Here is a 25132-nt window from a genome sequence, read left to right on the forward strand (position 1 = left end):
TCATAGGAAGGCTTCAGGAGGAAGCAGATGAAAAAAACCAAGATCTTAATTTCCTTGATGATGTTCCTGATGATGACCACGCTCGCGTGGGGCGTCAGTAACGTCACTGGGAAGTGGCAGACCCCGTCGACTGCGTTGTTCAAGGACACGGATACCCGCTTGAATATGAACAATCTGGAAATGTTCGTATACAACGACGGTAACTTTGCCTACGACAACGCCAACGTACTGGGCAAAACCGACGGTCTCTATTTCCCGCGCGGAACGAAGAAGACCGTGATCTACGCGGCCGGTATCTGGATCGGCGCCAAGGTGGGTAGTGATATTCGCCTCGCCATCGCCGAGTACTCCTCGGAGTTCGTGCCGGGTCCCATGAAGGACGGCACCTACCAGCCGGACAACGCTAATTTCAAAGTCTATCAGGTGGAACGCGGCGACACTCCGGCATCCAATCCCGACTACGCGAATTGGCCGGTGGCCGATGGCGCCCCCGTGGACGAAGAGGGCAACCCCAAGATTCTCGGCGACCAGATGTGCTGGTCGGTATTTAACGATGCCGACGCGGCTGGTCACATCAATGACGCAGCCGGCACTCAGCCGCTGGGCATCGAAGTCCAGCAGTCGGCCTTCGGCTTTGCCCGTGGCGGTGCGCTGGGAAACACCCTGTTCTTGAAGTACAAGATCATCAACAAGGGTACCAACACTCTCGACTCCACTTTTGTGGCGCTCTGGGCCGACCCCGACCTTGGTGATGCCTCCGACGACCTTGTCGGCTGCGACACCACCGTCTCTCTCGGCTACTGCTACAACGAAGGCGGCGACACCGACTACGGCTCCAAACCGCCGGCCGTCGGCTTTGACTTCTTCGAAGGCCCGATCGTCCCGTCCGAGGGCGACTCGGCGCTCGTTGACGGTAAGTGGCGTCAGGGCTTTCGCAACCTGCCGATGTACTCTTTCAACAAGTACATCAACGGTACCGACCCGGCCAGCCGCGTCGAAACCTACGGGTACATGCGCGGTCTGACCAAAGACCCGAATTCGCAGGCGATGATCCCGACCGTGAATCCGACAACCAGCGAGGTCACCACGTTTGCGGTTTCCGGCGATCCGGTGACGCAGACCGGCTGGGTTGACGCGTCGGCCGCCGACCGCCGCTTCATGATGTCTGCTGGCCCATTCACGATGGCTCCCGGCGACACGCAGGAAGTGGTCGCGGCAGTGATCGTGGCGCAAGGCGCCGATCCGCTCAATTCAATCATCGCGTTGAAGGAAGTGGATCGCCAGGCCCAGGTCGTGTTCGACCTGAACTTCGATATCCCGTCACCGCCCCCCTCGCCGAATGTCTACGCGCGGCCGATGGACGGCGCGGTGGAATTGATTTGGGACGATCTCCCGGTCGGCGATGTTGATTCCAACGCGACGCTGAACCAGGAATTCCATTTCGAGGGATTCAATCTTTATCAGGGCGAAGGACCGCAGGGACCGTGGAAGAAGTTCGCGACCTACGATCTGGAGAGCGAAGCGCTCTGTGGTGAAGATCTCTCTTGCCCGGTCGCCCTGATCTACAACGATCAGGTCAACCCCGAGGCCGGCGGTATCCAGCGCGTCATCATCCAGCAAGGTTCGGAGTCAGGTCTGGAGTTCCAGATCCGACTGACGAACAGCCAGATCGATGGCGTGCCTCTACTCAACAACCGACCATACTATTTCGGTGTCACATCCTATTCTTACGATGTGCGCAATATCACACCGTTTAATGACCCCAACGGCAACTTCCTCGGCTTCATTACCGAGTCGCTGGAGAGCCCTGTCCGACCGATCGAAGTCCGGCCGCTGACCTGGCCCGGTACCTATGCGGATACCGCGACACACATCGGCAATTCCGACGGCTCGGTGGTCATCGAATACATCTATCCCGATTCGATTACCGGCCATGATTACGAGGTGACTTTCAACGAGGATGACACCTGGAATCTGACCGACAAAACCTCCGGCGAGGTCCTGCTCGAAAACCAGGACAATCAGACGCCGGGTTATGAGTTCCCGATTGTCGATGGCTTCATGATTCGCGTCATGGGCCCCTCGCGCGGAGTCAAGAGCGTCCGCGAAGTGCACAATGGCACCGCCGTGGTCGACCCGCCCGATAACGTGAACTTCTCGCTGAATTCTACCGGCGATTGGTACATGGACAATCTCGGCGACCACTCGTTCCCGCGCTATAATTGGTCGTATCCGACCCTCGACGATTACGAGATTCGTATCGTCGACGGGCTGACGGAGAGCTGTTTCGACTGGTTTGGCCCCGATGGTTCGGCGGATTACGGTTACGTCAATCCGTTCAAGGTTCCGATCGAACTCTGGAACATCGGTTCCAATACGGTCAATGACCCCTCCGACGACCGCCGCGTGTCGTTCATGTTGCTGGATGACACTGATCCGATTGGCGAATTCAACTGGGGCGACGGGATCTACTTCCATGAGATTCCGTATGATGACGTGAACTGGAATGACCCCAACGACAATGCCGGCAACTACGACCCGGATGTCCTGCTCTGGAGCTATCGCCGCTTCCGCTTCTATAGCGCTGCCGGCGACGTTGAAGGTTATCCGCCGGCCGGAACTGTCGTGCGCATTCTCACCAATAAGGCGAACACGACAGCCGATCGCTTCACCTTCAAAACGACGAAGTACGATCAGGGCAACGGCACCTTCGTCCGCCAGAGTCTGGATGACATCAGGGTGTGGCCGAATCCGTACTACGCCTTCAATCCGGAAGAACTCGACCAGTTCGATCGCATCATGTACTTCGAGAACGTGCCGCCAGGCAAGGAGATGACCTTCTGCATTTACAACATCGCCGGTGACCTGGTACGCACGATTGTAAAACCCGCGAATAACTCCACCCGATTCAGCTGGGATCTCAAAACCGAGTCGGGTCTGTGGGTAGCCTCGGGTATCTACATTTGGGTCGTCGAAGCGGACGGCTTGGGAACCAAGTTCGGCAAGATGGCGGTCTTCCCCGAAGTCGAACAATTGGATACTTACTAAGAGGAGAGGAGTGATAACGATGAAGAAGATATTCTTGCTTTCGTTGGCGCTGCTTCTGGTTATGAGCGCTGTGCTCCTCGCCGGTAATGAGCAGCGAATCGGAACTGCCGGCGCGCAAGAGCTGCGCATTCCGATCGGATCGCGCGGTTCGGCCTTGGGGGGATCGGCGATCGCCAATGCCAGCGGCGCGGAAGCGTTGTACTGGAACCCGGCCGGGGTCGCCTCCATGAGCGGCACCGAGGCGATGTTCTCGCACCTCGAGTACTTCGCCGATATGAACCTCGAATACGTCGCCATGGCGACGACCATCGAGGGCTTCGGCACGCTCGGAGCCTCCGTCAAGGTGCTCTCGGTTGGTGACATCTTGAAAACTACAGCCAGCGATCCCCAGGGAACGGCGGGCGAAACCTTTGGCCCGACGTTTTCTGTGATCGGTCTGACCTACGCCCGGCAGTTCACCGACCGCGTCTCCTTCGGCGCGACCGGGTACTTCATCAACGAGAAAATCGATCTCGTTGAGGCTCGCGGCGTGGCTTTCGATTTCGGCTTCACCTACGTGCCCAATTGGCGCGCGTTGAAGTTCGGCGTAGTCTTGAAAAACTTCGGACCGCAGATGCAATTCAGCGGATCGGGGTTTGACATCAAGACCCAGCCGCCCGGAACCGATCCCAACTCCGCCAACAAAACCCTGCGCAGCGAAAGCGAAGGGTTCGACCTGCCGTCGTCGATTCAATTCGGCGTGGCATGGAACGCCCTGGAAACCAACGAGATGAACAATCTCGAAGTTTCCGGCACTTTCCAGGCGAACAACTTCTCGCAGGATGAGTTCAAGGGCGGCGCCGAATACAGCTATAACGACATGTTCTTCCTGCGCGGCGGATTCGTTGGATCCAGCCAGGATGACTACACGTTTGGCGGCTCATTCGGTGCTGGCGTGAAACTCCACTGGGGCGAGTCGCATATCTCGTTGGACTACTCCTGGCAACAGGTGGACGTCAACGGCTTTGACGACAACCAGTATTTCACGGTTAAATTCGCGTTCTAAGACGCGTTCGTATCGCACCTTCCACCGGCGGAGACACCAGTCTCCGCCGGTTTTGTATAGCCGCCAACGACTCGCGACTTTTAGTTGAAGCCACTCGCGCGATTTGCCAAATTCCCCTCGATGGAGAAATTGGTCGTCCGGGTCCCGGTGGCGGATATGCGTTCCGCGCCCCAGCATCGCGCCGAGCGAATATCCCAGGCGCTCTACGGACACGCAGTTGAAGTCCTCGCACAACAAGATGAATTTGTACGGACGCGTGCCGACGACGGCTACTCCGGCTGGATTGCTTCGGACTACTTGCAGCCTCAGTCAATCTTGGCAGGGAATATGACGGTCGTCACATCGCAAATTGCTGTCTTCAGCGGCAATGACGACAAACGCCGCCTGAGTCTGCCTTACGGCGCCGTGCTCCGCTCGGCCGGCGGCGAGCTTTTCTATGACGTCCATGGCCGCGACCTGCATCTCGTCTTTGGTCGCTTGAGCCTGGCCGACAAGGTGGATCTGCCGGAAGCCCTCCGCGAAGCGCAATCGTTGATTTCCGTGCCGTACCTGTGGGGCGGTACTTCGTCGTTCGGCTACGATTGCAGCGGCCTGGTGCAGGCCATCTATCGACGCTGCGGTATCGTGTTGCCGCGCGACAGCAAGGATCAGGCTGCGACTGGCACCGAGGTCAATCTGGCGGAGGCGGCCTCCGGCGATCTGGTTTGCTTTCCGGGACACGTTGCGCTCTATCTCGGCGAAGGACAGATCCTGCATTCCTCCCGCTTGCGGGCTGGCGTGCAGATCGAGTCGTTGCTGGCCGGCAGCGAAAACTTCCGCGCCGATCTCGCTGACAAAATCACAACCATTCGGCGGGTGATACCATGATTCTGCCGCAACGACTGATTCCGGGCAGCCGCCTGAAAGTCATTTTCCCGGCCGGCCCGCTCAAGGGCAGCCGCAACCGCGTTCGCTATTACAACGACGGCATCTCGCTTCTCGAGGCACATTTTGCGATCGAAGGCTCCCGGCTGCTCGAGCGCGAGGCGGACGGGTTTGCCGGCAGTGATGAACAACGGGCCGATGAACTGAACCAGGCGTGGCGGTCGGATCGCATTCACGCCCTGATCGCCGGTCGTGGCGGCTACGGCTGCCTGCGTATTCTTAACGCCCTTGACTTCGACGCTGCCGCGCGCTCCCCCAAGGCTCTGATCGGCTTCTCGGATATCACGATCCTGCAGGCCGCCCTGTACCAGAAACTGCAACTGATTTCGTTCTCCGGACCGATGCCGATCAATCTTGACTCTGCGGCGCTCAGCCGTTTGCTGCCGCTTCTGACGCAACCAACAACCGGGATCGACCTGATCCCGGAGAAGAGCAAGGTCCGGATCGAGGTGCTGAGCGACGGCGAGGCCGAGGGCGTTTTGCTCGGCGGCAATTTGTTCTCGCTGGTACAATTAATCGGTACCGGTTTCTTGCCGCGCCTGAATGACGCGATCTTCTTCTTCGAGGATATCAACGAGACGGTGGATCATATCGACAGCTTCCTGCATCACCTCAAACTGGCCGGGCTCCTCTACGGGGTCAAGGGCGTCATTGTCGGCGACATCAGTTGGCGGGAAACCGAAGCGAAGCTGTCGGCGCGCAAGACCAATTCCCTGATCTGCGATCGCCTGCGGACGATTTTCCGCAAAGAAATCCCGATCTTGTTCGGCGTGCCGTTCGGGCACATCGACAAGTCGATCACGATTCCGTATGGCGCGCGCGCCCGCCTGGATACCAAATCGAGGTCGCTGACACTACTGCAGGAGGTCACGGCTGGCTGATCCCCGGTTGGAATTGCGCCTCGTGCAGCTGCGATTGAAGAAGGCGTTTAATCTGTCGCAGGGGAGCGCGGAAACCAAGCAGACGCTGGTCGCGCGCTATGGCAGCGGCCGCGGCGAGGGCTCCTCGTCGATTCATTACGGCGTCCCCAGCGCCGAGTGTCTGCAACTGACAAACGACCTGCTGGGGCGGCTGGGTGACAGCCCCGCGCGCGCCTCGCTTGAAAGCCAGGTCGCCGTCCTCCCGCCGTCCCTGAACGTCAGCCGCTGCGCCATCGAGATGGCCCTGCTCGATCACGACGCGCGCCGCCGCGAGCTCCCCCTCTACCACTTCCTCGAACTGGATCCGCCCGGCGAAATCGCCAGTTCGGCTACGGTCACGCCCGGCTCCGCTGACGAACTGAAGCGGCAGATGGATGAATTTCGGGAGTTTCGCGCCCTCAAGCTGAAAGTCGGATTCAAGGATGATCTGCGCTTTGTCGATGAAGTGCTCAAACTGCGCGAAGCACGGTTGCGGCTCGATGCCAACGGCGGCTGGACGAAATCGGAAGCCATCGCGCGCATCAAGGCCCTGAACGGCTATCCGATCGACTTCTATGAACAGCCCCTGCCACAACCGGCACTGCGCGATCTCGACGAGATCAAAACCCGGGCGGAGTGTACCCTGATTCTGGACGAATCCATCAAGACCATCGCCGACATCGAGACCTTCCGCTCCGTCTGCGACGGCATCAACCTTAAGCTGTCCAAGTGCGGCGGCATCACCCGAGTCATCGAGATGGCGAAACGGGCACGCACGCACGGGCTCAAGTTGCTCTTGGGCTGCATGATCGAATCAGCGATCGGTATCACCGCGGCCCTGCACCTGGCGTCGCTGTTTGACTACTTCGACCTCGATGCCATCCTGTTGACCGAAGACGACCCGTTCTGGGGCGCGCATTTTGAATGCGACCGGCTGCTGCTTCCGGGCGGCAGCGGCATCGGCATCGCCAGCGAGGAGACCATTCTTGCCTAAGGCGATCGCAACTCATTCTTCATCCCGACGCATCGCCGGACTTGCATCGCTCATCGCGTTGCTCTGGCTGGCTGGTACCTCGGCGCAAACGCAGCCTACCCTTAAGATCGATGTCATCTACCCCACCCAGAACCAGCGCATCGCCGCAGTCGATTCGCAGTTCATCTTTGGCAACGTCACCCCCGGCGCCACGCTAACGATCAACGGCACTTCGGTTCCGGTCTATTCCAACGGCGCGTTCCTGGCCTTCCTGCCGATTTCCTCGGGGCGCTTCACCTTCCGGCTCGAAGCCGCCTTGGGTGGCCAGAAGAAGACGCACGAGGTAGCGATCATTGTACCCGAACCCTACCGCATACCGCCGGCCGAGTCGACCGTGATTGTCCCCGGCTACCTGGTGCCGAGCGGCCGACAAACCTGGATGGAAGGCGACCTCGTCAATTTCGCCTTCCGTGGCACCCCCGGCTTGAAAGCCTATTTTCGCCTCTCGCACGACGAGAGACTGAGCGTAATGACCGAATCTCCCCCGGCGCCGCAAAGCTACTGGGCACAGGCGCTCTTCGGCGAAGGCGAAGTTCCGGATTCTCTGCTTGTCAAGGGCAGCTTCACCGGAAGCAGTGTGCTGCAAAGTCGGCACGTCAGCGACTCGCTCACCGTGACTTACTACCTCTGTCGCAGGCCGCTCAAAGACCTCGACAGCAAAGAGCGGGGCTTCAAGAGACAGCTTGAGACCTGCGGTTGCGTGACGCGCGAAAGCGATGCCGTTCTTACCGTCTGGCCCCAAAACAAAGTCGTCGTCGGTGAATTGAAAGACTCGCTGCAAACCTTGCGCGTTGGCCCGCGCAAGGGCTACTTCTCCGTGTTTCAACCGCGCGGCCTGCGCTTCCGCATCACCGGCTTCGCCAATAACTCGTATCGCGCGCGCCTGGTCGAAGGCCAGGACGTCTGGATCGCCGACACCAGCCTGAAACTGCTTCCGGAGGGAAGCCGTATTCCCGGCGGCGAATTCAGCCTGATCCGCACTCGCAAGACCGACGGCGGCGTAGTTATCACGCTCAACCCGGGCGCCAAGCTGCCGTTTGATGTCGAATACGACCGCCTCGCCAATCGGCTGTATCTGCGGGTTTACAACTGCACCTCCAATATCGACTGGGTGCGTTACGACACCAGCGACAGCCTGATCGCCTCGATTCGGTACGACCAACCGCAAACCGGCGTCGTCGAGCTCGCAATCGATCTCTCGCGCACGCTCTGGGGCTACGACTGCCACTACGATCAAACCCAACTCAACCTGAAACTCGATGACCGACCCCACTTGGACACCGCTCTCAGCGGGTTGCGCATCGCTGTCGATCCCGGCCATTCGCCCGATCCCGGCGCCATCGGACCGACCGGATTCAAGGAGAAGGACGCCAATCTCCAAATCGCGCTGGAACTGCGCAATCTCCTGACCGAGAAAGGCGCCTCGGTGCTGATGACGCGCGAAGGCGACACGCCTTTGGCATTGCACGACCGGGCGCCGCGCGCCTACGCCTTCAATGCCGATATCTTCGTCTCGGTGCACAACAACGCCCTGCCCGACGGCGTCAATCCCTTCACCAACAACGGCACCTCGTGTTTCTATTATCACCCGCAGTCCATGGAACTGGCCGAAACGGTTCACCGCCGCATGGTCGCCGCCACCGGCTACAACGACTACGGCCTCTGGCACGGCAACTTCGCCGTGATCCGTCCCACCGGCTACCTGTCAATTCTGGTGGAGTGCGCATTCATGATGCTGCCGGAGCATGAGATCGACCTGCAGACGACGGCGTTTCGTCACCGGATCGCGCAGGCCATCGCCGACGGCATTTGCGATTTCATTGAACGCGAACGCGCGCGCGCCGCGATCGGGAAGTGATCAGCCCTTCAATGCGCCGGCAATGATCCCCTCGGTGATTCGGCGCGAAAACAGCACAAACAGCACCATCGTCGGTAACGCCGAAATCGTGGCGGCGGCAAACAACTGCGGCAGATTGATGCTCTGATAACCCTGTAACAGCGCCAGCGCCACCGGCAGGGTGCGCATCGACTCCGATGACGTCAGAATGAAGGGGTAGATGAAGGAATTCCAGTTGACCAGAAAAACCTGCACGCCCAACACCGCCAGCGCCGGTCGACACAGCGGCATCACCACCCGCCAGATGATCGTCCACTCGCTCGCGCCCTCGATCCGCGCCGCTTCTTCCATGTCGGCCGGGATTGCGGAAATGTACTGCCGCATCATGAACACGCCCAGCGGCAACACGAGGAACGGCAGGATCAACGCCAGGTACGTGTCGAAAATCCCCAGCCAGTTCGCAAGCAGATACATCGGAATGATGACCACGTGCGCCGGAATCATCAGCACCAGGATCACCGACAACATCACCAGCTTCTGGCCGCGAAACTCGCGCCGCGCCAAGACATAGCCGGCCAGCGTGCAAAACAACAAATTGCCCAGCGTGACCACGGCCGCCACCAGCAGGGAATTCAGCAGCGGGATGTACAACTGCGACTGCGAGAAGAGGAACGCGTAGTTGGTCAGCGTCCACGTAATTGCGCTCCAGTCGAGAGTCCCCGTTAACGTGAACGCGGTGGAGAATGAGCCGATCAGCATGTAAACGAACGGCGCCACGAAGACCGCCGCAATCACGAGTGCGATCAGGATTCGCAGGGTTGACTTCAGGGGCTGAGGCTTCACGTTACACCGTCCGCTCCCGGATCAACTTCAACTCCAGCCAGGCGATCAGCGCGATCAGCGCGAAGAGCAGATTGGCCGCTGCTGCGCCATATCCGATGTTAAACTTGTGCAGCCCCTCCTCGTACACGAAATAGACGATCGTCATCGTCGAATTCAACGGTCCGCCTTTCGTCATCACGAAAACCTCGACGAAGATCTGAAACGACTTGATCGTGTTGAGAATCACGACGAACAAGAGCATCGGTTTGAGGTGCGGCAACGTCACAATCCGAAACCGCTGCCACCACGAGGCCCCCTCCAGCGCGGCGGCGTCGTACAGCTCGCGCGGAATCGACTGCAGTGCCGCCAGAAACAACAGCATGTAGTAACCGCTCGACATCCAGATATCCATCGCCATGATCGCCGGCAGCGCCGTCATCTGCGAGAAGAGAAAACCGTGTTCCGGCGCGCTCAAACCGGCCAGTTCGCCGAGCATCTGGATATACCCGCCGCGCGCATACAGCGAACTGAAAATCAGCGCCACCACGACCAGCGAGACGACCGATGGGAAAAAGTAAACCGATTGAAAGAACCGCCGCGCCGGCAGGTTGGCATTGAGAAACAATGCCAGCAGAATCGCGCACGCCGTCGTCACCGGCAGCGTGCCCACCGTGAAGACCACCGTATTCAGGATCGCGCGCAGGAAGACATCGTCGGCAAACAGCCGGCGGAAATTCTCCGAGCCGACATACGCGAAGTTCCCCGAGAGGAGTTGGTAGTCCGTCAGCGAAACGGCAAACGAAGCGATGATCGGGAAGAGCCAGAACAGCAGCAGCGTCGCCAGCCACGGCGAGAGAAACAGCAGATCGGTGCGGCGAAAACTCCGTGAATTACCGGCCATAACGACGCTGCAACACCTCGCCGCATTCGCGGTCGATCATCGCGAGCGCCTCGGCGGCGGAGAGTTTCTTGAAAATTGCCTGTTCAAGCCCCCGCTCCAGAATCTCCTCAACCGCCACCCAATCCGGGTGCACCGGCGTCGCTCGCGATACCTTCAGCTGCTGCTGAAACACCGCCGCAACCGGCGCCAGCGCCGAGTCTAACGGCAACGGGGAATAACGATTCACCGGCGTAAAACTCCCCGTCGCCGCTGCGAATTTGCCGTCATTCTCCGGCAGTGTCAAGTGACGCAGCAGTGCCATCGCCAATGCGGGATTTGCACTCTGCGTATTCACGACCAGGTATTCGCCGCCGACAAACGAGACGCCGACTCCGGTCACCGTGTCGGCCGGCATCGCGGCCACTTCCCACTGCAACGCGGGGCGATCCTGCCGCAGGCGGCGCACCAGCCACTCTCCGGAAATGACGAAACCGACCTTGCCGGCCACGAAATATTCCTCCAACCGCGCTTGCGTCTCGATCAAGCCGGCATCGGACAACTGCAAGTAGAATTCCAGACTGCGCAGACCGGCAGAACTGCTGAACTGCGTGGAGGCTTGGTCGACGCCGAAAACTTCGCCGCCGGCGCTCCAGAAGAAGGGAAGGAACTTCTTGTAAAGCCGATGCCGCTCCGCCGAATTGCTGGCGAAACCAAAAATGTCGTTGCCGAGCGCATCCACCTTGCGCGCCGCATCCAGCAGCTCCGGCCACGTCCTCGGTACAAATTCCGGCGGATACCCCGCTTGCGCGAGCAATGACTTGTTACAGAACAAGACCCGTGTCCCCAGCATCCACGGCACGGCATAAGTCCCCCCGGCAAACTCCGCCGGCTCCCACATCAGCAGACTGTCGCGCAGGCCCCCAAGGTAAGGCGTCAAATCCAGCAATCGCCCGCCCGCCGCGAATTCGGCCACCCAGTCGGAGCCGAGCTCGATCACGTCGGGACCACCGCTGGCGGCCAGTCCGATCGCGATCTTCTCGTGGCCATCCGCCCAGGTGAGATCGCCCAACTGGACTTTCGCGGCCGCCTTGGCTTCGAAATCCGCCGCCATCCTCGTGACCACCGGCCGCACATCGGGGCTGGTCCAGAACTGCCACCAGGTCAACTGCTGCGGTCCGCCGGCTTGCTGCGAACACCCGGCCCCCATCAGGCCGATCATGATTAGCAATAAGAGTCGAGACTTCATCATGCCACAACTGTGCCGACTTGCGGCACGCAAATCAACCAAAACACTGTAACTCCGGCGCCAAGTTTTTGTTGACCGCCCTCGCTGGCGCAGCCATGATACTCACTGCTTTTGGCAACGACCGAATTCTGAGCGATTAATCATTCCGCCCGGGCACGGCATCCGGCCCTGCGTCGCGATTGCCGTTGTCCGCGGCCAACGGAGCGCACTTGCCGCAGTCAAATCTATTGCTCCTGATCTGGGTTCTGCTCGTCGCCGCCGTCGTGTTGTTCTTTACCCTGCGGCCGCGCGCCCTCCGCCGCGAGCTGCGGATGATCCCCGGCCTCAAAGCCGTTGACGAGGCCATCGGCCGATCGACCGAGCAGGGCCGCCCGATCGTCTTCACGACCGGTTGGGGCGGTGATATCCAGCGCGCCACGACTATCGCGGCGCTCAATATGCTGCGCCCCGTCGCTGCCCGAGCGGCCAGTTATGGCACCCGTCTGATATTTCCGACACACGACCCGGTGATCGCCGAGGCCGCCCGCGAGATCATCAAGGCTGCCTACGCCGAGCAGGGACATGCCGACCTGTTCCGCGAAGACGATATCGTCTTTGTGTCGCCCTCGCAATTCGGCTATGCCGCCGGCGTCGACGGCATCGTCTCCCGCGAAAAACCGGGCGCGCTCTTTCTCCTCGGGAGTTTCGAAGGTGAGGCCCTGATTCTCGCCGAAACCGGCAACATCAACGGCGCCCTGCAAATTGCCGGTACCGACTCGACGATTCAACTGTCGTTTTTCATCGTCGCTTGTGACTACACCCTCATCGGCGAGGAGCTGTTTACCGCCTCGGCGTATTTGACCGCCGACGAGAAAGTGCGCGCTTCGATGATCGCACAGGATGCTCTCCGCTTGCTCTTGGTGGCGCTGCTGTTGTTGTTGCCGGTACTGGCGCTATTCGGCATTAATGGACACCGGAGTCTATTGCCATGAGTGCGCGTTTGGCTGCTATCGTTGCCACGATCGTCGGGCTGTTCATGGTCGCGCAATACTTCGTTCAGACCGGCGTCACCGCGACTATCTATCGCACCTTGCTCGACTACTACCAGATCATCTTTGCCGCGACAATGGTCGTTGGCGGTATTAGCGTGCTCAAGCATCACGCCCTGAGAGCCCGGGCCGGCCGCTCTGCTGCGATCTACAGCGGCTTGACGATTGCCTCACTGCTGTTCATGGTCATCGCCGCCGCCATCTTCGGCATCGATGCAAATTCGCCGTATCAGTGGGCCTTCAATAATCTGCAAGCCCCACTGCAGGCCACCACCTTTTCTTTGCTGGCCTTCTTTGTGGCCTCGGCAGCCTATCGCGGCTTCCGTGTGCGCTCCCGGCCGGCGTTGGTGCTGGCGCTGACGGCGGTGATCGTCCTGCTTGGCCGGAATGTCATCGGCGAAACCGTCAGCCGGGTGCTCCCCGATGTCGCCGCCTGGATCTTCAACAACCCCTCCTCGGCCGCCAAACGCGGGCTCCTGATCGGCGTCGGACTCGGCTCGGTCGCCACCGCCTTGCGCGTAATCCTCGGCGTCGAACGGAGCTACAGTTGAGGCAATCATGACCAAACCGAGCGGCCGCCAAATCGTCTTCCTCGTCGTCGCCCTCGCCGTCACGTTGCCGGTGCTGCTGCAATTGCACCCGGCGAATGAGCCGTCCGACGAAACTCGCAACTTCTTTGCCGCGATTGACTCGTTGCCGGCCGGCGCGACCATCCTGGTTTCCTTCGATTTCGAGGCCTCGGCCTACGCCGAAATTAAACCGCTTGGCGATGCGTTGGTGCGGCACGCATTTGCGCGCAACGTCCGCATCCTCGGGCTGTCACTCTTTGCCGAAGGCACCGCCCTCGGCGCGCAATTGCTGCAATCCGCCGCTGATGAAGCCGGCAAAACGTACGGCGTCGACTACGCTTTCCTCGGCTTTCGCCCGCAATTTCGCTCGGCAATCCTCGCTCTGGCCGATACTATCACCAAGGAGTTTCCCAGCGATTACTACGGCCGAAGATCCGCAGGACTGCCGTTATTGCGCGAAGTCGTCAACTACGACAACCTGGCTTTTGTCGTCTCGCTCGCCGATGGCTCGATGCCGACCTATTGGGTCGAACACGCCGTGCTCCCTTACAAAGTTCGTCTCCTGACGATGTTGACCGCAACCATGGCGACCTCGTTTTCACCCTATATCTCTTCGGGACAGATTGTGGCCCTGGCGTCGGGACTCAAGGGCGCCGCTGAATACGAAACCCTCCTGAAACAACCGGCCGCAGGGGCGCGCGGCATGTTTGCACTCTCCGTCGCCCAAATTGTAATCGTCCTGATTATCGTTGCCGGCAACGTCGCCGATCGTCGACGTCGAAGCACATCGCCGGAAGCAGGGAACTGATGGACTGGGCCACCCTCGCAGCCGCCGCGGCAACGATCGCGATCCTTTCATTCCTATATCGCGACAACCCTCTCTATCGTGCGGCCGAACACATCCTGATTGGCCTTTCCGTCGGCTTCACCGTCGTGTTGTTGTGGACTTCCGTGCTGCGCCCGAAACTGCTGTTGCCGTTATTTGGACAGGGAAATCTCTGGTCGTTGATTCCCCTGGCCTTAAGCCTGCTGATGCTGCTCCGCTTGCGCTCCGCCTGGGTCGGCTTGAGCAGACCAGTAATTGCGCTGGTCATCGGCGCTGGCGCCGGACTCTCGATCCCTGCCATGCTCGATGCGCGCATCCTCAAGCAGATGACGGCAACAATCGCCCCCTTCGCCGCCATCGGCGCAGCTCCCGGCACCGATTGGGGGCTGCTGATTGACGCATCGGTGGGACTGATCGGCTGTTTGAGCGTGATGGTGTATTTCTTCTACACCCGCAGTAACCGCGGCCTCGCTCGCTGGGGCAGCAATGTCGGCGTATATTTCCTGATGATCTTCTTTGGCGCAACTTTTGGCTATACGGTGACCTCGCGCATCACTTTGCTGATCGGCCGGATCGAATTCCTGCTGGGGGACTTCCTGAAACTGCTATGACCTGTCCGCGCTGCAAGGTTCGCATGAAGGAAGAAAAACGCTCCTTCCATAAACAGCGCAAATGGGTTTGTCCCCGCTGCGGCCGGGTACGCTTTCAGCAGCCGAAAGGAAAGAGCGAATGACGACGAAGGGCACTGTCAAAGTCGGAACTTCCGGCTACTCGTTCGCCGACTGGCAAACCGTGTTCTATCCGCCGCGATTGCCCAAGGCCAAAATGCTCGACTATTATGCCACCCAGTTCGATACTGTCGAGATCAACGCCACTTACTACCGCATCCCGCCGCCGCCGACATTCGCAAGTATGGTCAGGCGCACCAAACCCCACTTCGAGTTCATGGTCAAAGCGCACGAATCGCTCACCCACAAACGGCACCAGGCTCGCGAACTGACACCGGTATTCCGCGACGCTATTGCTCCCCTGGCTGAATCGGGGCGGCTTCAGGGGATTTTGGCGCAATTCCCGTGGTCGTTCGTGCGCAACCCGCAAAATCTGGATCACATTAAGACTTGCCGCGAGCTTTTAATCGATTATAATTTGTTCGTCGAATTCCGGCACGCCAGCTGGATTCGAACGGAGATCTTTGACTTATTGCGCGCCTTGGAGATCGGCTTCGTTTCTGTGGACGAACCCCAACTGGAACAAATGGTTCCGCCGGTCGCGGTGGCCACGATTCCGGTCGGCTATGTCAGATTCCACGGCCGAAATGCCGATAAATGGTATACCGGTGAGGGGTCCGATCGCTATGACTATCTCTACAGCGAATCGGAATTGCAAGAGTGGATAACTAAGATCGAGGCACTGCGGTTAGAGGCAAAGACCGTGTACTTGTTTTTCAACAACTGCCATCAAGGGCAAGCGGTTACCAATGCCCGGCAGATTCTGGAGATGCTTGATGTCTCTTAAGGCACTAAAGCGAATCTTCCTCCTCTTGGGAGCCACGGCGTTTACGCTGATGGTCGCCTTGGTGTCCCCCGCCAATCTCGCTATCACCAGCGGCCTCGTCGGACCGCTGCCACCGAAAGTGGATATCACCCGACCAGCGCCGTATCTGAACTGCGAATCCGCCTGCCTGTTCGACAACTACAACTCCATCAAACTCTACGGCAAGGATGAGCACATTGTCCGCCCCATCGCCAGCATCACCAAACTTCTCACCGCACTCACCTTCCTCGACTATAAAGTCGACTGGAACAAGGAGGTCCCGATGATCATGGCTGACGTCGAGAACTCCAGCCGCTCGGTGCTCCGTGCCGGACACATCTATCGCGTCCGTGACCTGATCCATGCTAGTCTGATGGGCTCCGATAACCGCGCCACCCGTGCTCTGGCGCGCTCGACCGGCGTCAGCCCCGATTCCTTCGTCATCGCCATGAACGCCAAGGCGCGCGAACTGGGACTGCTGTCGATCCACGTCGAAGAACCGACCGGCTTGTCGGAAAATAACGTCGCCAATGCCGAAGACGTCGCTCGTCTGCTCAATACCGCTGCCAACAACCAAACGATCTCGCAAATCTTGCAGGAGAAGCAGTACACGTTTTCCTCGGTCAACAAGCACCGCCAATATACCTTCGGCAATACCAACCGCCTGTTGCACGGCCGCTACGAGGTTGAAGGCGGCAAAACCGGCTACATCGAAGAAGCCGGTTGGTGTTTCACCGCCCGCGCTACCGACCGCGACGGCCACGACCTGACCGCCGTGGTGCTCGGCGCTCATTCCAACGGCCAGCGCTTCACGCAGGCGCAGAAGCTGTTCGACTGGGCTTTCAAACAACTGGACTAACGCAATCCGTTCGCCATTGTCGAACTCTCTGCCGCCGATCCTACTCCACCGGACCGGTAACCCTCAGGATCCGCCGCTGGCCGCCGACAAGGGCGTCAGCTGTTACATACGCCACCCAGAATGGCCCGCCGGGGCGCACCGATGACCACACATCGTCAGTGTCGGAATAGACCAGGTGCTTGCTGCCCGCAACATAGCCATCGGGGCCGGCCGTGTTGGGGTTCTGCTTGTACAACGCGACGTAGTCGTAAAGCCCCTCATCGCTCACCTTCCAGGTAACTTCAAGAAATCCCAGCGGCCGGCGCGTCAGCGTCAGCTTTGCTGGCGTTTTCGCGGTATACGGCGCGGAGCGGGCAATGACGCGGCCAAAACCGTCAACATAGGCTGCCCGAAGGCCTTCGCTCTTGGCTTGCGGAGTTTGCTTGGAGCTGGCTTTGACGACCCATTCCCAATCGTTCGCCAGGGGGTTGAAAAAGTCAATCTCCGTAGGGCAATTGTCGCAGAGAATGACGCGATCGCAGGGCCCCTGGACGACGCCGCTCCAAGCGAGTTTCATGCGGCCGTTGTCGACGCTGATCGCGACAGTCGGCAAGCCGGGTGTTTCGACCTCCTCCAACCGCGTGATGTATTTCTCGCGATCGTGACCGACCAATGCTTCATAACTCCACGGCACCAATTGTGTAACCGGCCCGCAGTCGCTTATGTCTTCGCCCCCCGCAAATTCGAGGCGTGTTGCCGTGATCGCGCCGGTGCCCGAGACGCGGGAATTGATGATGGCAACGCGCCAAATATGCTCATACGTCGGGAGCAGGTAGGGCACGGGGTCGGTCTTTTCCATGATGGCGCAGCTGTTGGGTACTCGCGCCGAAAACGAACCCTGCAATGACGGCTTGAACGCCCGTGGCGCCGCCACCGAATACATCACGACGTGATCGCGTTGAAACCCCTTCGTGTCAACCAGCCAGTCGACGAGATCGAGAGCAGCGATCGTCGCCAACGCGCCACCCAAGCTATGCCCGGTGAAGTAGACGCGTACATTCGCTACCTCATCGAGTTCGTCGATAGCAGATTCGAGCTCAGTCTTCAGTGCAGCCTCCACGCTTTGGTAGGCGCAGAGAAATCCTTTGTGTACCGAATTGGGAATGATCGTGCCATCGTCGAACTGCCAGTCAACCGCATCAGCAAATTGCGCGTTGCTGATCCAGTCCTGGAGCGTGCCCGAGCCGCGAAACGAGACGACAATGTCTCCCGTCCAGGGATCGCGTGCCAGAAACAACTGCGTATCCTCAAAACTGGGAATTTGCGGAACATCACAGTCGAAATTCGGGTCGGACTGGAGAAACCTGATTCCCTCCCAGCAACTCGTAATAATATCCGCCGCTGAAAGCGCCGGTCCGGCCTTGTAGGCGTGATTCGCGAGTTTAGCCATCTGCAGTGCCGTGACCAGATCAAATGATGTTGTTGTCGGGCGCGGACAATAGTCGGCACCGGTTGGGCAACAAGGCGCCGGCCCGCCAAGGTCGTAGAGATAGCTGATCAGGTAAACGCAATCGGCGATGTCGATGGCGCCGCTGCAGTCCTGATCTCCCAGCTCGAGCGGATCGGGCGCCGGCCCCCCACTGAAGAGATAGTTCACGGTGAAATTCACGTCCGCGAGATTGACCGTACCGGAGCTGTCGGCATCACCGCACACGATTTTGGAAAGATTGACAATCTTGGCCCGGACCGGTTGAAGTGGAGCGAAGAGCACCAGGTACGTCATCGCCAGAGCGGCCGCCGTTAGAGAAACACGCATAGTCACGCCTCCATGATTCGATTTATGTGATTTCCCGATTAGGGATTGAGTCGTAACTTGCGCCCTGACGGCGTCACCTCTCGTGCCTTGGTAGTCGCCGGTGATACTGGGCGCATGCGAAGCGCGGCGCAGGGGTGTTGCCGTCCTGTAATACACTGTACATCATAGATCGATTTTGTCAAGTAATTAGATTATCTTCTCAAACTCACCGCCGTCCGGGGTTTCACGACTCCTGGGTAGGCAGAGGCGCGGAAGACTTGCCCGCCTGCAAAACCTCTGCACGGAGGCAGACGCGCCTGTCGCGAGGCAACTGCTAAAATCGTTGACATTTTGAATTCAATCGATAGATTACCCGCCTTGCAAACTGGCGCCCTAGCTCAGTTGGTAGAGCAGCAGACTGAAAATCTGCGTGTCCCCAGTTCGATTCTGGGGGGCGCCACTTTGATCGATCGAATCCCTTGCTGTTTCGATCGTTATTCGCACCGCCTGTTTATCGGCCACCCTAGCTCAGCTGGTAGAGCAGCTGATTCGTAATCAGCAGGTCATCGGTTCGAATCCGATGGGTGGCTTATCTAAGCGCGGATCTTTCCTCAACCTCGCTCCCTGTAAAGTGGCTTCGGACGAAGTCTTAATAAATTATTGTTGACTAAACAGCCCCATTTAGGCTAACTTGCTTCTGAGTATCGACGAAAGTCGCTTCCCATTTTCATAAATCCATTGCTCACATAGCCACTGGTCGGCACTGGTGGGTAACCAGACCGGCCGCAAGTACTGTATCTGCTTCCTCTGGAGGGAACATGGCAAGTTGGCGTGATCGGCGGCAAGCTCTAAGTTGGCGCCTGATCCTCGTCTGCCTGATGGCCACGACGCCGGCATGGGCCGGAGCTGCGACCATTTCCGGCCTCGTCTTTACCGACCGCGACTGCGATGGCAGCCAGGACTCGTTCGACCCGGCGCTGCCGGGTTGGACTGTCTATCTGCGCGCAATCGGCGGCGGTCTGCCGCCCAGCCTCGACTCGGCGACCACCACAACCGACGGACTCTTCACCTTCGCCGGACTGCCGGCCGGTGACTATGCTGTCGCGATTCAACAGCGACCAGGTTACCTGCAGTCAGCCCCTCACTCGGTCGACTATCGCCTGACGCTCGGCGCCGGCGATGTTGTCAGCGGCCGGACCTTCGCAGTCAAAGCGATCGCCACTTGCGACACGACCCAGACCTTTTCCTGTCTGGGCGGCGTTAACGACAACTTCGACGGCGGCAACGGTCCGGAACCGGCCTCGCCCAGCGCCGGCCTGCTGGCTCAATTGAATTCCTGCGGCAGTGCGTTGACGTTTTTCGATCAACCGGCGGGTGCCGATGCCTGCTTCGGGCATACCCTCAGTAATTGTTGGGGAACATGCGCCCCGATCCGGGCGACAATTCAAATGCGGCTGCGCGCCTCGGCCGCCGGCAGTCAGGATGACGAACTCCACTTCGGCGCTTGGCCGAGTCCGGGGAGCATCTGGCATGCGAGTCTTAGCAATCTGCTGGAACTGGCAACGGGCGGTGCCGATGTCAGTTGGGATCCGGGCGACACGATGACGGTTACCCTCGATCTGGCCAATCTGCCTCTCGCCGACCGTGGCATCACGAACATCATGGCCGCCCTTCAGGACGGCGACCTCGATATCTATCTGCGTAACAATACCGAGGTCGACTACTCCGGCGGCGGCTGCAGCGGTGGCTGACCCACGCCGCAAGGCGAACTTCACGGTGTGAAGTATGAAGACTTAGACTGCGACGGTGTGCACGATCCGGGTGAACCGGGGCTCGCTAACTGGATCATTTGCACGACCGATTACTACGGAACGTTCTGCGACACGACCGATGCCACCGGTGCTTACGCGATCTACGGTCTGGCCTCGACCTACCTCCACTTTGTCTACGAGACACAGCAGCCGGGCTGGATTCAGACCGCGCCGTCTACGATCCAGTACAACGTCTACCAGCCGCTTTACAACTCGATCATGACCGGCTATGACTTTGGCAACCTCGACACCTCCAAGTGTGCCGCGATCGCATACGATACCTGCGTTGCCGGCAAGCCGGACCATTTCCAGCCCGATGCGCCGGAACTGCCGACGCCCTCACCGGCACTGCAGACTTTCTTGGCTGAGCTGTGTCAGGGCGCGCCCAATTTGGCATTCGACCAACCGGCGTTTAATCAGTGCTTTGGCCACACCTTCAATAACTGCTTCGATACCTCCTGCTGTGTCGTCTCCGCCACGCTCTGCCTGCGCCTGATGGGGATCAACGCTGGCTGCGAGGATGACGACCTGCAGTTGGGCGACTATCCCGGTACGGCCAGCATCTATCATCTCAGCTTGAGCCAATTGCTCGGGATCCACACCGCCGGCGCCGACACGATCTGGAATCCAGGCGACACCATGACCGTCTGCCTCGATCTGGCCAATCTTCCGCCGTACGGCTTCATCACCAGCGTCATGCCGCTCCTGCAGGACGGCAAGATCGACTTCCTCCTGCACGACGACACCATGATCGACTTCTTGCGCCTCGAAGTCGGACGCTGTTGCCCCGGTGCCGCCAACGATTGCAGCATCAGCGGCCGCAAGTGGAACGATTACGACCGCGACGGCGTGCACGATCCCGGCGAGCCGGGTCTCGGCGGCTGGACGATCGAGCTCTACTATCAGGGCGGCCCGCTTTACGCCAGCACTACCACCGCCGCCAATGGTGCTTATGCTTTCACCAATCTGCCCTGCACGACCTTCACGGTGGTCGAGGTCAACCAGCCCAACTGGGTGCAAACCTATCCGTCGCCGAGCGTTCACAATCTCACTCTCGGCTCCGGTACCAACCAGACGAACATCGACTTCGGCAATTTCATGTGCTCGGACAACCCGGCGGACACCTGCTGCGCCCGCGTCCCGGGGCAGATGATTGCCTGGTACTCGTTTGACGAAACCGCTCCGGCCACGGCCTTCGATCTTGCCGGCGGCGACAATCCCGGCACCCATCTGGGGACCTTTTCGTTTGGTCCCGGACAGGTGAACGGCGCCTATCGTTTCGGTCCGACACTGGCGAATCAAGACATCGTTCGCGTTTACAGCGATCCGTTTGTCACCGTTGCCGGCGGCGATTTCTCCGCCGATGCCTGGATTCATCCGACCAGCTTCAGCGCCAATTGCAGTGTCTTCCTGACCAACCCCGGCAATGCGCCGTGCGTTGACCCGATCTTTGACAACCGTCAGTGGTTCTTCGGCGGCTCGGGTCTCGATGGCGTCTGTTTCTTCGTCAAGGATGATGGCCAGGGCACCAACACCGGTAACCTCGGCTTGGTGATGAGCAGCTTCCCGACTCCGCAGACGACCTTCATGACACCCCCCGGCGTGGTCGCTCTCAATCAGTGGCAGCACGTGGCTGTGACGGTCTCGCGCAGCACCGGCGTCGGCACGTTCTATTTGAACGGCGTTGTCGTCGGCACCTTCACGCCGATCGCCGGTCCGCTCTTCAGCACCAATGCCGGACCGATCCTCGACATCGGCCACGGTACTTTCTTGAACACCGGCAGCTGCTACCTGACCAACCGCTATTTCGACGGCTGGATCGACGAGTTGGAACTGTTCAACCGCGCTCTTGCCCAGAGCGAAGTCCAATCGCTTTACGCCGCCGGCAGTTCCGGCAAATGCCGCGTGCACTGCAAGATTCCGTCGATGCTGATCTTCTGTAAGGGACAGAACACCAAGATTCTGAACCTGACGATCTGCAACGACGGTGCTTCGCCGGCCACTATCAATTACTCGCTGGCCGGCATGGCTTCCGGAAGTGGCTGCAACGTTTCCGGCATCGGCTTCACGTTCTCACCCGCCAACGGCACCACGCCGCTGCTGGCGCCGGGGCAGTGCATCACTATCCCGATCACCGTGACCAGGCCCTTCTCGTTCGTAGCCGGCAACATCGCTTGTTTCTCGGTCTCGATTATCGATCCCGTCACCGGTGCCAGCTCGACCTGTTCGGGCAAGTTCGTGGCGCCAGGGAAGTGGTGCTTCATCGCGGTCGAGCCGAACTTCCCGAGTCCCCTGCGCGTTGGGCAGCCGCAGGCAATGCTGTTTAACCTCCTCAACGACGAGGACTCCTCGGGAATACTGCGCTATCGCATCAACGCGCTCGATGACCATGGTGAGTTACCGTCCGGCATCGTCAGCCTCAACGGCCTGCCTCCCGGCGAACCGGTTCTGGGCCAGCGCTCGATCAGTCTTGGTTCAACCGACAACATCCAGGTCGAGTTGGCTCTGACTGAATTCGAAGCACTCACGATGCCGACGATCCTCTTTTCCGTCGATGACGACAACGATGGCGTCTATGACCCGATCGGCGCCGGCGCGGTACAGCCGTTGTCGATCGTCGACTGCAACGGCAACGGTGTCGACGATCTGGTCGATATCGGCGCGGGCACGTCGCTGGATGCCAACGGCAACGGCGTCCCTGACGACTGCGAGGCTGTCTGCAACGCCGGCTATTGCTCCCGCTGCTACATCTGCGGCGATGCCGACGCCAGCGGTGCCGTCACGATCTCCGATGCCGTCTACCTGATCAACTACATCTTCGCCGGCGGTGCGCCTCCGAATCCGGTTCTGGCCGGCGATGCCGACTGCAGCAATCAGGTGACGATTTCCGATGCCGTCTTCTTGATCAATTATATCTTCGCCGGCGGTGCGCGTCCGTGCGCGGGCTGTCCGTAGCGGGGCGAAGCGTCCAACACAACCCGGGAGCCCGATTTGGGCTCCCGGGCCGCTTGACTCAGGCGGGTATCCCGCGAGATTCTCGCCGGCAGCCTGCAATGAGCGGGAGTAATGTTGCGTATAACGGTCAATACGGCTCAAGCATTGGCACTGACCCGAAGGCGCGTCAACTGTTGACGAGTGCCGCAGTTTTGCCGATACTTGCCAAGGTAATGAAAGAGGCGTAATGCAGGTCCCGATTCTCAGAAGCACTTACAAAACCCTGACTGAACGTATTGCCGCCCTGAAAAAGGATATCGACCAAAACTCCAAAGATATCGGCGCTGCCGCTGCGCTGGGCGACCTCAAGGAGAATTCCGCTTATCACAGCGCACGCGAACGCCAAGTGCTCCTGCTCGAACGGATGCAGCGTTTCAACGGTTACCTCCGTGGCCGCATCATCGACCTCAACGGCGACCGTCCCGAGAAGATCACCTTCGGCTGTTCCGTCACGGTCGTCGACGACAAGTCCGGCGCCAATCACACCTTCAACATCGTCGGTCCGGTCGAATACGAACTCGATCTGGTCTCCGATATGGTCACGATCTCGGCTCCGATGGCGCGTTTGCTGATGGGCAAGCAGGTGGGCGATAAGGTCGAGGTTAACTTCGGTTCCAACCCCTGGACCGGCACAATTACGGAAATCAAGCCAATCGCATAGGAAAGCACTATGGGCGACCCACCTCCGACCAAAATATTCATTGACTTCGCGTGCGCCACACTCTCCGACGAGAACACTTTGGCGCTGGCGCGCTACATCACGATGGACCCCGGCGGCAACGCCCAGCTCCATCTCGATGCCTACCTCAAAGGCACCGGCATCGACATGAAAGTCAATCTGAGCAAGGTCCTGGTGGACGACGAAGGCGTTCGCGAAGAAGTCACCCGCGAAATCATGCTCGCCGTCCAGAAAGGCCGAACCTCCGGCTCCGTCGCGATCCCGCAAAGCAAGTATTCCAACCACGACTGGCAGTTTGCCATCGGCAGCATGAACATCAACTGGAGCGTCGTGCCCGGCACGACCAAGTATCGCCTCAACTTCCGCAACAAGTACCGCTGGCATCCCAACGAAGCCCGCCAGACCCAGTGCGTCCACAAGGCCGCCGAAAACCTCAAGCTCAAAGGCGCCAAAGATTACTGGATGTACGGAGACGCCGTCGTCGAAATCGCCACCGAAGACAATGTCTCCAAAGGCTGGAGCAATTTCAAAAACCCCATCCTCAAAGTCCTCTCCAGCCCGCTGTAAGCCGGATCCACACTGCACCAACCAGGCCGTGCGGAAGATGGAGCTTCTGAACTAGCTCAGACTGACTGTTGCGGGGCACTTCGAATCCGGCCGGGCAGGGAAGCCCCTACCCGGCCGATCCTGTCGATGTACCCCACTGGAACGGTGGGAAACCTTGACCTCTCTGCAACCTCACTATTCCCGCACCGTGTGAGTTTCGTCATTTCGAGGAGCCAACGCTCACGCAACCTGTCTCCGCCCGTGCTGGCGACGAAGCAATCTCCTTTCAGCTATGTCACATTCTCAGCTTCGTAGGTCAAATCCCGTCTCTCTCAACGACCTCCGCACGTTATCGAGCCACTGCCCGCCCCCACAAACATCGACTCCAACCAACGAATGGATTTGACGACCTGCTTCAATCCCCCCGAAAACCGGACACTTTCACCCTGCCTAAAATATTTCCGAAATTTCTCAATCAATCCCCTTGACATCGCCCTTGCCATACGTATATTGGTCGTCCGCTGATCGGGCAGTTGTTCCTTCACAAAGGATTTGCGACTGTGACTGGTAGCGTTCCGAGGCTCCCGGTTCGGGAGACTTATCGCTCTTTGACAAGAAAATAGTGTGCCAGCTAATAGAAAGCTTGTGATACGGGCAAGGTAAAGTCTGCCGCAAGGCAGTCAATACCCTTGTCTTTCCTAAACACAGCTAATCTGAACATCCAGTGGCTTCAAGGTCTCCTTGAAGTCACGGAACTTCGTGATAGCGAATATGATAGG

20 protein-coding genes and 2 tRNA genes are annotated in these 25132 nt (G+C 59.3%); 18 read left to right on the forward strand and 4 right to left on the reverse strand.

All coding sequences use genetic code 11. From position 1 onward, the window contains the following. Window positions 1-27 precede the first annotated feature (27 nt). The 6 genes from IT585_00565 to IT585_00590 all read left to right on the forward strand — a co-directional run bounded on the left by IT585_00565 (window position 28) and on the right by IT585_00590 (window position 8807). Entirely contained in the window at window positions 28-3048 is a 3021-nt protein-coding gene (locus IT585_00565) for a hypothetical protein (protein MCC6961724.1), read from the forward strand. Between the two features lie 19 nt (window positions 3049-3067). Beyond that, window positions 3068-4093 carry a PorV/PorQ family protein gene (locus IT585_00570; GenBank protein ID MCC6961725.1) on the forward strand — a complete coding sequence of 342 codons (1026 nt, stop codon included), beginning with the start codon at window positions 3068-3070 and terminating at the stop codon, window positions 4091-4093. A gap of 84 nt (window positions 4094-4177) precedes the next feature. After that, entirely contained in the window at window positions 4178-4960 is a 783-nt protein-coding gene (locus IT585_00575; GenBank protein ID MCC6961726.1) for a C40 family peptidase, read from the forward strand. Then, a complete protein-coding gene (locus IT585_00580; protein ID MCC6961727.1) occupies window positions 4957-5898 on the forward strand; it encodes an LD-carboxypeptidase in 942 nt (313 codons plus the stop codon). The genes IT585_00575 and IT585_00580 overlap by 4 nt, the downstream gene beginning before the upstream one ends. 22 nt (window positions 5899-5920) lie before the next feature. Beyond that, window positions 5921-6910 (forward strand): hypothetical protein, encoded by a 990-nt coding sequence (locus tag IT585_00585; GenBank protein MCC6961728.1) that lies wholly within the window; start codon window positions 5921-5923, stop codon window positions 6908-6910. Then, a complete protein-coding gene (locus tag IT585_00590; GenBank protein MCC6961729.1) occupies window positions 6903-8807 on the forward strand; it encodes an N-acetylmuramoyl-L-alanine amidase in 1905 nt (634 codons plus the stop codon). Before IT585_00585 ends, IT585_00590 begins: the two co-directional genes overlap by 8 nt. On the opposite strand, the gene IT585_00595 is transcribed toward IT585_00590, so the two are convergent. Genes IT585_00595 through IT585_00605 form a run of 3 tightly spaced genes read right to left on the reverse strand, consistent with a single transcriptional unit; the run spans window position 8808 to window position 11737 of the window. Beyond that, the gene (locus tag IT585_00595; protein ID MCC6961730.1) at window positions 8808-9629 is read right to left on the reverse strand and encodes a carbohydrate ABC transporter permease; all 822 of its coding nucleotides are present in this window, start codon (window positions 9627-9629) and stop codon (window positions 8808-8810) included. It abuts the gene before it with no gap. A 1-nt stretch (window position 9630) separates the two neighbouring features. Beyond that, window positions 9631-10509 carry a sugar ABC transporter permease gene (locus tag IT585_00600; protein MCC6961731.1) on the reverse strand — a complete coding sequence of 293 codons (879 nt, stop codon included), beginning with the start codon at window positions 10507-10509 and terminating at the stop codon, window positions 9631-9633. Beyond that, the gene (locus IT585_00605; protein ID MCC6961732.1) at window positions 10499-11737 is read right to left on the reverse strand and encodes an extracellular solute-binding protein; all 1239 of its coding nucleotides are present in this window, start codon (window positions 11735-11737) and stop codon (window positions 10499-10501) included. The genes IT585_00600 and IT585_00605 overlap by 11 nt, the downstream gene beginning before the upstream one ends. A 206-nt stretch (window positions 11738-11943) precedes the next feature. Here IT585_00605 and IT585_00610 point away from each other — a divergent pair, with 206 nt between their 5' ends. The 6 genes from IT585_00610 to IT585_00635 all read left to right on the forward strand — a co-directional run bounded on the left by IT585_00610 (window position 11944) and on the right by IT585_00635 (window position 16549). Continuing rightward, window positions 11944-12705 carry a hypothetical protein gene (locus IT585_00610; protein MCC6961733.1) on the forward strand — a complete coding sequence of 254 codons (762 nt, stop codon included), beginning with the start codon at window positions 11944-11946 and terminating at the stop codon, window positions 12703-12705. Then, window positions 12702-13313 carry a hypothetical protein gene (locus IT585_00615; protein MCC6961734.1) on the forward strand — a complete coding sequence of 204 codons (612 nt, stop codon included), beginning with the start codon at window positions 12702-12704 and terminating at the stop codon, window positions 13311-13313. Before IT585_00610 ends, IT585_00615 begins: the two co-directional genes overlap by 4 nt. A 7-nt stretch (window positions 13314-13320) precedes the next feature. Continuing rightward, a complete protein-coding gene (locus tag IT585_00620; protein ID MCC6961735.1) occupies window positions 13321-14139 on the forward strand; it encodes a hypothetical protein in 819 nt (272 codons plus the stop codon). Next, a complete protein-coding gene (locus IT585_00625) occupies window positions 14139-14768 on the forward strand; it encodes a hypothetical protein (GenBank protein ID MCC6961736.1) in 630 nt (209 codons plus the stop codon). The genes IT585_00620 and IT585_00625 overlap by 1 nt, the downstream gene beginning before the upstream one ends. Before the next feature lie 118 nt (window positions 14769-14886). Further along, window positions 14887-15672, forward strand: coding sequence for a DUF72 domain-containing protein (locus IT585_00630; protein MCC6961737.1), 786 nt, complete (start codon window positions 14887-14889; stop codon window positions 15670-15672). Continuing rightward, window positions 15662-16549 (forward strand): D-alanyl-D-alanine carboxypeptidase, encoded by an 888-nt coding sequence (locus IT585_00635; GenBank protein MCC6961738.1) that lies wholly within the window; start codon window positions 15662-15664, stop codon window positions 16547-16549. Before IT585_00630 ends, IT585_00635 begins: the two co-directional genes overlap by 11 nt. Window positions 16550-16589: 40 nt before the next feature. Here the strand turns inward: IT585_00635 and IT585_00640 are convergent, their stop codons facing one another. After that, on the reverse strand, window positions 16590-18344 hold the full coding sequence (locus IT585_00640; protein ID MCC6961739.1) for a hypothetical protein: 1755 nt from the start codon (window positions 18342-18344) through the stop codon (window positions 16590-16592). 366 nt (window positions 18345-18710) lie between these two features. On the opposite strand from IT585_00640, the gene IT585_00645 reads away from it, so the two are divergent. From IT585_00645 to IT585_00670, 6 genes are all read left to right on the forward strand, one after another. Then, a tRNA-Phe gene (locus tag IT585_00645) sits at window positions 18711-18783 on the forward strand. A gap of 57 nt (window positions 18784-18840) precedes the next feature. Then, window positions 18841-18913, forward strand: a tRNA-Thr gene (locus IT585_00650). 228 nt (window positions 18914-19141) lie between these two features. Then, the gene (locus IT585_00655) at window positions 19142-20074 is read left to right on the forward strand and encodes a hypothetical protein (GenBank protein ID MCC6961740.1); all 933 of its coding nucleotides are present in this window, start codon (window positions 19142-19144) and stop codon (window positions 20072-20074) included. 27 nt (window positions 20075-20101) lie between these two features. Next, a complete protein-coding gene (locus tag IT585_00660; protein MCC6961741.1) occupies window positions 20102-23089 on the forward strand; it encodes a hypothetical protein in 2988 nt (995 codons plus the stop codon). A 226-nt stretch (window positions 23090-23315) separates the two neighbouring features. Next, a complete protein-coding gene (locus IT585_00665) occupies window positions 23316-23789 on the forward strand; it encodes a GreA/GreB family elongation factor (GenBank protein MCC6961742.1) in 474 nt (157 codons plus the stop codon). Between the two features lie 9 nt (window positions 23790-23798). After that, on the forward strand, window positions 23799-24374 hold the full coding sequence (locus tag IT585_00670; GenBank protein ID MCC6961743.1) for a hypothetical protein: 576 nt from the start codon (window positions 23799-23801) through the stop codon (window positions 24372-24374). The last annotated feature ends 758 nt before the right edge of the window (window positions 24375-25132 follow it).

It is taken from the genome of Candidatus Zixiibacteriota bacterium (assembly GCA_020853795.1).
Classification (GTDB): Bacteria; Zixibacteria; MSB-5A5; order CAIYYT01; family CAIYYT01; genus JADJGC01.